This window comes from Ramlibacter sp., assembly GCF_028292805.1.
In the GTDB taxonomy this organism is placed as follows: domain Bacteria; phylum Pseudomonadota; class Gammaproteobacteria; order Burkholderiales; family Burkholderiaceae_C; genus Ramlibacter.
Genome location: NZ_JAQGLS010000025.1, coordinates 1 through 9068 on the forward strand (window position 1 = coordinate 1; position 9068 = coordinate 9068).

Genomic DNA, 9068 nt, shown 5'->3' on the forward strand with positions numbered 1-9068 from the left:
TGAGAGTTGTGCGCGGGAGGCCGAGTCTTCGCTCCCGGGCGGGAGTGACGGGTCTTCACTCCCTACCCATCTGGGGGAGGGTGGGGGTGGGGGAACGACCCAGGTCCTCAACTTCGTTCCCAATCCGAACCTTCGTGGCGCATCTCGCCCCCACCCCAACCCTCCCACAGAGGGGGAGGGGGCAAGAACACGTCCCCCACCACGCGACCGCACCGTCATCCGCCTGCCCTCCTACGAGCAGGTCAAGTCGGACCCGGTCCTCTACGCCCACGCCAACCGCGTGCTGCACCTGGAGACCAACCCTGGCAACGCCCGCGCGCTGGTGCAGGCGCACGGCGAGCGCGACGTCTGGCTGACGCCGCCGCCGATTCCGCTGACCACCGCCGAGATGGACTACGTGTTCGGCCTGCCGTACGCACGCTCGCCGCATCCGGCCTACGCCGACGAGAAGGGTGGCCACGACGGTGCCACCAAGATCCCGGCCTGGGAGATGATCCGCTTTTCGGTGAACATCATGCGCGGCTGCTTTGGCGGCTGCACCTTCTGCTCGATCACCGAGCACGAGGGCCGCATCATCCAGAGCCGCAGCGAGGAATCGATCATCCAGGAGGTCGAGGACATCCGCGACAAGGTCGCCGGCTTCACCGGCGTCATCTCCGACCTGGGCGGCCCAACGGCCAACATGTACCGCATCGGCTGCAAGAGCCCGGAGATCGAGTCGGCCTGCCGCAAGCCCAGCTGCGTCTACCCGGGCATCTGCTCCAACTTGAACACCGACCACGGGCCGCTGATCAAGATCTACCGCCGCGCGCGCGAGCTCAAGGGCATCAAGAAGATCCTGATCGGCTCCGGTCTGCGCTACGACCTGGCCGTGCAGTCGCCCGAGTACGTCAAGGAGCTGGTGCAGCACCACGTGGGCGGCTACCTGAAGATCGCGCCCGAGCATACCGAGCAGGGCCCGCTGACCAAGATGATGAAGCCGGGCATCGGCAGCTATGACCGCTTCAAGACCATGTTCGACCAGTACTCGCTGGAGGCCGGCAAGAAGCAGTACCTGGTGCCGTACTTCATTGCCGCCCACCCGGGCACCAGTGACGAAGACATGATGAACCTGGCGATCTGGCTCAAGCGCAATGGCTTTCGCGCCGACCAGGTGCAGACCTTCTACCCGAGCCCGATGGCCACGGCCACCACCATGTACCACTCGGGCAAGAACCCCTTGCGCCGGGTCACGCGCGACAGCGAAGGCGTGGACATCGTGCGGGGCGAGCGGCGCCGGCGGCTGCACAAGGCCTTTCTGCGCTACCACGACGCCAACAACTGGCCGCTGCTGCGCGAGGCGCTCAAGACGATGGGCCGCGCCGACCTGATCGGCAATGGCAAGCACCACCTGATCCCGACCTGGCAGCCGCTCAGCGACGGCGGCTACACCAGCGCCCGGCGCAAGAATTCGTCGCCGGCGCAGCCGCGCGCCGGGCAGGTGTTGACGCAGCACACGGGCTTGCCGCCGCGCGTGACGGGCAGCGCGAAGGCGCCGGCGCGCAAGGGCCGCTGAAGCGGCGGGCTGGGGCAACCCAAGGGCACCCCAGCGATTTCACGCCATCGTGTGCAGCGGCAGATCGCGCTGCACCGCCAGCGCCTCCAGTTCGTCGCGCGTGCGGCTCGCGCAGAACGCAGCCACCGCCGCATGCGTCACCGGCGCGGCCATCGCCTCCAGCCCCGCCGCCTCCAGCCCCGCCAGCGCCCACAGCGTCGCGGCGAAGTGCGGCTCCAGCGCCGCCAGCGCCACCCGTCCGTCCTTGCACGGGTAGACCCGGTAGCCGGCGTGCGCGCCGCCGACGGCGCCGGTCTTGGCGGTCAGGCCCCACTCGCGCGGCAAGGCGATGTAGCCGGCTGCCTCGGCCAATGCGACTTCCAGGTACACGCCTTCGGGATGTGTCTCGCCGGTGCCCGCGTAGCGTTCGTGCTTGCGCAGCGCCGCCTGCAGCACCGCCTCCGCCGCCATCAGCGATCCGCCCATGTCCGCATACAGCGTGGCGGGCAGATCCAGCCCGCTGACCAGGCCGCGGGCCGCCAGGTAGGTCAGGTCGTGGCCCGGTTCTTCGGCACCGGCGCCGGGCGCGCCGACGATGGCCACCTGGCTCAAGGCCGGGTGGCGGGCGTGCAGTTCTTTCCAGGCCAGGCCGAGCTTGCGCAGCGCCGACGGCCGGAACGACGTCAGCAAGACATCAGCCTTGGCCAGCTCGCGCTGGAGCAGCTGCTGGCCGGGCGTGGACTTCAGATCGGCCGCCAGCACCTTCACGCCCGCATGCAACTGCACGTAGGCGGCCGGCGCGTAGTGATGCATCGGGTCGCCATCGGGCGGCTCGAGCTTGACGCAGGTGGCGCCCATCGCCTGGCAGCGCATCAAGGCGGCCGGGCCCGGCAGGTTGAGCGCCAGGCTGAGAATGTGAAGGCCGTGCAAAGGTCGGAAGGTGCGGCTCATGCGGCGCAAGCCTAGCAGAGGCTCGCTGCACGACCCGCAGCCGCGCAGTGGGGTACATACCGATGCCGGTCGCCGCTGGCGCCGTTACGCTCTCGCGGCGGCCGCAGCACCCGGTGCCGGCTCATTCACTTCAATGAACAGGAGATTTGCAATGCAATTCAAGCGCACGTTGCTCGCCATGCTGGGCCTGGCCATGGCGGCAGTCGCCCAGGCTCAGGGCGCCTGGCCATCCAAGCCGATCACGCTGGTGGTTCCGTTCGCGGCCGGCGGCCCGACCGACGTCGTGGCCCGCACGCTGGGCGCGGCCATGAGCAAGTCGCTCGGCCAGACCGTCGTGGTCGAAAACAAGCTCGGCGCCGGTGGCACCGTGGCCGCCAACTACGTGGCCAAGGCCGCGCCGGACGGCTACACCTTCTTCATCCACCACAACGGCATGGCGACGGCGCCGGCGCTGTACCGCAAGCTGGCCTTCGATCCGCTCAAGGACTTCGAGTACGTGAGCATGGCGGTGGACGTGCCGATGACGCTGCTGGCCCGCAAGGACTTTCCGGCCAAGAACCTGCAGGAACTGGTGGCCTACGTGAAGGCCAACGCCGACAAGATCAACCTGGCCAATGCGGGCCTGGGCGCGGTCTCGCAGCTGTGCGGGATGATGCTGGAGAACGCGATGGGCGTGAAGCTGACCGCAGTGCCGTTCCAGGGCACCGCGCCGGCCATGAACGCGCTGCTGGGCGGCCAGGTCGACATCCTGTGCGACCAGACCACGCAGACCATTCCGCAGATCAAGGCCGGCAACGTGAAGTTCTTCGGCGTGACCACGAAGAACCGCATCAAGGCGCTGCCCGATGCGCCCACGCTGCACGAGCAGGGGCTCAAGGACTTCGAGGTGATCGTGTGGCACGGCATCTACGCGCCCAAGGGCACGCCCAAGGGGGTGATCGAGAAGATGAACGCCGCGGTGCGCACCGCGCTGAAGGACCCGGACGTGATGAAGCGCATGGCCGACCTGGGCGCCGAGATCTCGGCGGACAAGCAGCTGTCGCCGGAAGGCCTGCAGTCGTGGCTGAAGGCCGAGATCGACAAGTGGGGCCCGGTGATCAAGGCCGGCGGGAAGTTCGCCGACTGACAACAAAGGGCGCCACGGCGCCCTTTGTCATTCAGAGCGGCAACCCGACGTAGTTCTCCGCCAGGGCCGTGGACGCCGCGCGCGAGCTCACCAGGTAATCCAGCTCCGCCTCCTGCAGCTTCTGCGCGATCTCGCCTTCGCCCGGGAACTTGTGCATCAGCGAGGTGAACCACCAGGAAAAACGCTCGGCCTTCCAGACCCGCCGCAGCGCGCGGTCGGAGTAGTGGTCCAGGCCGGCGGCGCTGCGCTCGCGGTAATGCTCGATGAACGCATCCGACAGGTACTTCACGTCCGATGCCGCCAGGTTCAGGCCCTTGGCGCCGGTGGGCGGCACGATGTGGGCGGCGTCGCCGGCCAGGAACAGGCGCCCGAACCGCATCGGTTCGGCCACAAAGCTGCGCAGCGGGGCGATGCTCTTTTCGATCGACGGTCCGGTCACCAGCTGGTCGCGGGCCGCCGGATCCAGCCGCGAGCGCAGCTCGTTCCAGAACGCCTCGTCCGACCAGTTTTCCACCTTTTCTTCCAGCGGCACCTGCACGTAGTAGCGGCTGCGGGTGGGGCTGCGCATCGAGCACAGGGCGAAGCCGCGCTCGGTGTTGGCGTAGATCAGTTCGTGGAACACCGGCGGCACGTCCGCCAGCAGCCCGAGCCAGCCGAACGGATAGACCTTCTCGTACTCGCGGACCGCGCCTTTCGGCACGCTCGCCCGGCTGGCCCCGTGGTAGCCGTCGCAGCCGGCGATGAAGTCGCACTGCAGCTCCTGCTCCTGCCCGTCCTTGCGGTAGCGCACGGCGGGCGCCGTGCCGTCGAAGCCGTGCAGGGTCACGCTGTCGCCCACTTCGTAGATGGTAGTCAGGCCGGCCGCCGCGCGCGCGGCCATCAGGTCGCGCGTGACCTCGGTCTGCCCGTACACCATCACGGTCTTGCCGCCGGTCAGGCCCGCGAAGTCGATCCGATGGCGCTCGCCCTTGAATAGCAGCTCGATGCCGTCGTGCGCCAGTCCCTCCTGCCGCATGCGCTGGCCGACGCCGCATTGCTCCATCAGGTCCACGGTGATCTGCTCCAGCACGCCGGCGCGGATGCGCCCGAGCACGTAGTCGGCGCTGGAGCGCTCGAGGATGACGTTGGCAACGCCGGCCTGGTGCAGCAGCTGGCCGAGCAGCAAGCCGGCCGGGCCTGCGCCGATGATGGCGACTTGGGTGCGCATGGGGTGTCTCCTGGTGTCCGCCAGCTTAAGAGCAAGCAGCCGGGGCGGCCAGCGCCGGGCGCCGTGCTTGTGCGATCATCGCCGGCCTTGCGCGATCATCGCGCAGCGAGAAGGATCCATGACGATCGCGCAAGCCGACTTCATCGCCGGCATGGCCAAGGGCCTGGCCGTGCTGGAGAGCTTCGACACCGAACGCCAACGCCTGAACGCGACGCAGGCGGCGCAGCGCGCCGGCCTGACGCGGGCGGCGGCGCGGCGCCACCTGCTGACCCTGGCGCACCTGGGCTACCTGGAAACCGACGGCAGCCATTTCTGGCTGGCGCCCAAGGTGCTGCGCTTTTCCGGCAGCTACCTCGCCTCGGCCCGGCTGCCGCGGGTGATCCAGCCGACGCTGAACCGGCTGGCGGCGCAAACCGGCGAGTCGTTCTCGGCCGTGGTGCTCGACGGCGAGCAGGTGGTGATCATCGCCCGTAGCGGCTCGGCCCGGCTGCTGGCCTACGGCCTGCACCTGGGCGCGCGGCTGCCGGCGCACGCGACGTCGACGGGCAGGGTGCTGCTGGCGGCCAAGCCCAGGCGCGAGTTCGGCGCCTGGCTCAAGGGAAGGGAGCTGCCACGCCTGACCACCCGCACCCTGGTCGATCCGCGCCAGTTCCGGGCAGTGGTCGACCAGGTGCGGCAGCAGGATTTCTGCGTCGCCAGCGAGGAGCATGAGCTGGGTGTCCATGCGCTGGCAGTTCCATTGCGGGACATGGCAGGGCGCACGGTGGCGGCGCTGAACGTGGTGGCGGGCCCCCAACGGCTTGCGCCTGAGGCGCTGGCGAAAGATCTGCTGGCCCTGCTGCTGGAGGCGGCGCGGGAGTTGCGACCTTTGTTGTAGAGGTGCTTACAACCGATTCGTCATAAGCAACCAACAAAGGAGTCGTTGCCTTTTATAACTGCATCCTCACAATCGAGGGTCTCCTTATAGAAAGGGATGTACATGAGCACTTTGCGTCTGGGCGACACCGCCCCCGATTTCACCCAGGACTCCACGGAAGGCACCATCCGTTTCCACGAGTGGGCCGGCGATTCGTGGGTCGTGCTGTTTTCCCACCCGGCCGATTTCACCCCCGTCTGCACCACCGAACTGGGCAGGACCGCGGCGCTGGGCGGCGAATTTGCCAAGCGCGGCGTCAAGCCGATCGCCGTCAGCGTGGATCCGGTGGAGTCGCACCGCTCCTGGGTCAAGGACATCAACGAGACCCAGAACACCACGGTGAACTTCCCGATTCTGGCGGATGCGGACAAGAAGGTCGCCACGCTGTACGACATGATCCACCCGAACTCGCTGGTCAACGCCACCGTGCGCAGCGTGTTCGTCATCGACCCCAGGCACGCGATCCGCGCCACGCTGACCTATCCGGCGTCCACCGGCCGCAACTTCAACGAGATCCTGCGCGTCATCGACTCGTTGCAGCTGACCGACAGCCACAAGGTCGCCACGCCGGCCGACTGGAAGGACGGCGACGACGTGGTGATCCTGCCCAGCCTGCAGGATCCCACCGAACTGGCCGCGCGCTTCCCCAAAGGCTTCAAGGCCGTCAAGCCCTACCTGCGCCTGACTCCACAACCCAATAAATAAAGAAGGTCGAGGCCGCAGGGCCTCGTTTTTTGCCGTGAAACTCAAGCTTCTCCTCGCCTCCATCGCGCTGGCCTCCAGCGGCATCGCCTCCGCCCAGCAGACCCTGCTGAACGTTTCGTACGACGTGGCCCGGGAGTTCTACAAGGACGTCAACGCCGCCTTCGTTCCCTGGTACAAGAAGACCGCCGGCAAGGACGTGAAGGTCGAACAGGCCCATGGCGGCTCCAGCGCCCAGGCCCGCGCCGTCGCCGACGGCCTGGAAGCCGACGTGGTGACCATGAACACCACCACCGACGTCGAGTTCCTGGCCGAGAAGGGCGTCGTCGCCAAGGACTGGGCCAAGCGCTTTCCGAACAACGCGGCGCCCACCACCTCCACCATGCTGTTCCTCACGCGCAACGGCAACCCCAAAGGCATCAAGGACTGGGCCGACCTGGTCAAGCCGGACGTCAAGGTCGTGGTGGTGAACCCCAAGACCGGCGGCAACGGCCGCTACGCCTACCTGGCGGCCTGGGGCTCGGTGCGCGAAGCCGGCGGCACCGACGCCCAGGCGGCGGAGTTCGTCGCCAAGCTGTACAAGAATGTGCCGGTGCTGGCCCGTGGCGGCCGCGACGCGACCACCGCCTTCCTGCAACGCAACATCGGCGACGTGCTGATCACGTTCGAATCGGAAGTCGAATCCGTCAACCGCGAGTTCGGCGCCGGCAAGGTCGACGTGGTGTACCCGTCGACCAGCGTCATCGCCGAGAACCCGGTGGCGATCGTCGAGCGCACCGTGGCCAAGAAGGGCACCGGCGACTTGGCCAAGGCCTACCTGGACTTCCTGTACACCCCGGAAGGCCAGGAGATCGCCGCCAGGCACAACATCCGCCCGCGCGACGAGGCGGTGCTGAAGAAATACGCGTCGACCTTCAAGCCGGTCAAGCTGTTCCCGGTGGCCAAGTACTTCGGCTCGCTGTCGCAAGCGCAGAAGGTGCACTTCAACGACGGCGGCCAGTTCGACAAGATCTACACGGTGAAATGACCAGATGAGCGGCAGCCTCGCGGCGCCGCTGCCGGCAACGGCAGCGGCGCCTTCTTCGTCCCGCGCAGCCAACCGCAAGGTGCTGCCCGGGTTCAACCTGACGCTCGGCTACACCCTGGTGTACCTGAGCCTGATCGTCCTGATCCCGCTGTCGGCGCTGTTCTTCCGGACCTTCGCCATGACCTGGGACCAGTTCTGGGTCGCGGTCACGTCGCCCCGGGTTCTCGCGTCCTACCGCCTGACCTTCGGCGCCTCGGCCATCGCGGCAACGGTGAACGTGGTGTTCGGCCTGCTCCTGGCCTGGGTGCTGGTGCGCTACCGCTTTCCCGGCAAGCGCATCGTCGACGCGCTGGTGGACCTGCCGTTCGCGCTACCCACGGCCGTGGCCGGCATCTCGCTGACGGCGCTGCTGGCCGGCAACGGCTGGATCGGCCAGTACCTCGAACCCATGGGCATCCAGCTGGCCTTCAACCCGAACGGCGTGGTGATCGCGCTGATCTTCGTGGGCCTGCCGTTCGTGGTGCGCACGGTGCAGCCGGTGCTGGAAGAAGCCGAAAAGGAACTCGAGGAGGCCGCCATGTGCCTGGGCGCGACCCGCCTGCAGACCTTCACGCGCGTCATCCTGCCGTCGATCCTGCCGGCGCTGCTGACCGGTTTTGCGATGGCCTTTGCCCGCGCGATCGGCGAGTACGGCTCCGTCATCTTCATCGCCGGCAACATGCCCATGGTTTCCGAAATCACCCCGCTGATCATCATCAGCAAGCTGGAGCAGTACGACTACGCCGGCGCCACCGCGGTCGCCCTGGTGATGCTGCTGTTCTCGTTCGTGATCCTGCTGGTGATCAACGGGCTGCAGGCGTGGCAACGCAGGAGGAGCGGCGCATGAGCACCGACCTGTCCCGTCGCCGCATCAGCACCACCGAAGCGCCGTGGGTGCGCAACACCCTGATCGGCATCGCGCTGGCGTTCGTGCTGCTGTTCCTGGTGCTGCCGCTGGCCGCCGTCTTCACCGAGGCGCTGCGCAAGGGCCTGGACGCCTACCTCGAAGCGCTGAAGGAGCCCGACGCCTGGGCTGCGATCCGGCTGACGCTGATCACCGCCGCCGTTGCCGTGCCGCTGAACCTGGTGTTCGGCGTGGCCGCCGCCTGGTGCATCGCCAAGTACGAGTTCCGCGGCAAGGCCTTCCTGACCACGCTGATCGACCTGCCGTTCTCGGTTTCCCCGGTGGTCGCCGGCCTGATCTACGTGCTGGTGTTCGGCGCGCAGGGCTGGTTCGGCCCCTGGCTGCAGGCGCACGACATCAAGGTCGTGTTCGCCGTGCCGGGCATCGTGCTGGCGACGATCTTCGTCACCTTTCCCTTCATCGCGCGCGAGCTGATCCCGCTGATGCAGGCGCAGGGCACCGACGAAGAGCAGGCCGCGATCGTGCTGGGCGCCAGCGGCTGGCAGACGTTCTGGCACGTGACACTGCCCAACATCAAGTGGGGCCTGATCTATGGCGTGATCCTGTGCAATGCACGCGCCATGGGCGAGTTCGGTGCGGTGTCGGTGGTCTCGGGCCATATTCGCGGACAGACTAATACCCTGCCGCTGCATGTCGAGATC

Annotated in this window: 9 protein-coding genes; 7 read left to right on the top strand and 2 right to left on the bottom strand. The window is 67.6% G+C overall.

The features are described 5' to 3' along the window. On the top strand, nucleotides 1–1555 hold a 1555-nt coding region (locus JWP65_RS01280), incomplete at its 5' end, for a YgiQ family radical SAM protein (protein WP_299759588.1). Nucleotides 1556–1594: 39 nt separating this feature from the next. Here the strand turns inward: JWP65_RS01280 and JWP65_RS01285 are convergent. Next, the gene (locus JWP65_RS01285) at nucleotides 1595–2485 is read right to left on the bottom strand and encodes a CoA transferase (protein WP_299759590.1); all 891 of its coding nucleotides are present in this window, start codon (nucleotides 2483–2485) and stop codon (nucleotides 1595–1597) included. Between the two features lie 151 nt (nucleotides 2486–2636). On the opposite strand from JWP65_RS01285, the gene JWP65_RS01290 reads away from it, so the two are divergent. Then, the gene (locus JWP65_RS01290; RefSeq protein ID WP_299759592.1) at nucleotides 2637–3611 is read left to right on the top strand and encodes a tripartite tricarboxylate transporter substrate-binding protein; all 975 of its coding nucleotides are present in this window, start codon (nucleotides 2637–2639) and stop codon (nucleotides 3609–3611) included. A 31-nt stretch (nucleotides 3612–3642) separates the two neighbouring features. Here JWP65_RS01290 and pobA read toward each other — a convergent pair whose 3' ends face one another. Further along, nucleotides 3643–4818 carry a 4-hydroxybenzoate 3-monooxygenase gene (gene pobA / locus JWP65_RS01295; RefSeq protein ID WP_299759594.1) on the bottom strand — a complete coding sequence of 392 codons (1176 nt, stop codon included), beginning with the start codon at nucleotides 4816–4818 and terminating at the stop codon, nucleotides 3643–3645. 118 nt (nucleotides 4819–4936) lie between these two features. Between pobA and JWP65_RS01300 the strand changes: the two genes are divergently transcribed. The 5 genes from JWP65_RS01300 to cysW form a co-directional block, all read left to right on the top strand. Continuing rightward, nucleotides 4937–5695 (top strand): IclR family transcriptional regulator C-terminal domain-containing protein, encoded by a 759-nt coding sequence (locus JWP65_RS01300; protein ID WP_299759596.1) that lies wholly within the window; start codon nucleotides 4937–4939, stop codon nucleotides 5693–5695. Nucleotides 5696–5797: 102 nt separating this feature from the next. Then, nucleotides 5798–6439 (top strand): peroxiredoxin, encoded by a 642-nt coding sequence (locus JWP65_RS01305; RefSeq protein WP_299759598.1) that lies wholly within the window; start codon nucleotides 5798–5800, stop codon nucleotides 6437–6439. A 34-nt stretch (nucleotides 6440–6473) separates the two neighbouring features. Continuing rightward, a complete protein-coding gene (locus JWP65_RS01310; RefSeq protein WP_299759600.1) occupies nucleotides 6474–7463 on the top strand; it encodes a sulfate ABC transporter substrate-binding protein in 990 nt (329 codons plus the stop codon). A gap of 4 nt (nucleotides 7464–7467) precedes the next feature. Continuing rightward, nucleotides 7468–8349 (top strand): sulfate ABC transporter permease subunit CysT, encoded by an 882-nt coding sequence (gene cysT, locus JWP65_RS01315; protein ID WP_299759602.1) that lies wholly within the window; start codon nucleotides 7468–7470, stop codon nucleotides 8347–8349. Then, nucleotides 8346–9068: sulfate ABC transporter permease subunit CysW (gene cysW, locus JWP65_RS01320; RefSeq protein ID WP_299759604.1), on the top strand; the 723-nt coding region annotated here is incomplete at its 3' end. The genes cysT and cysW, both read left to right, overlap by 4 nt.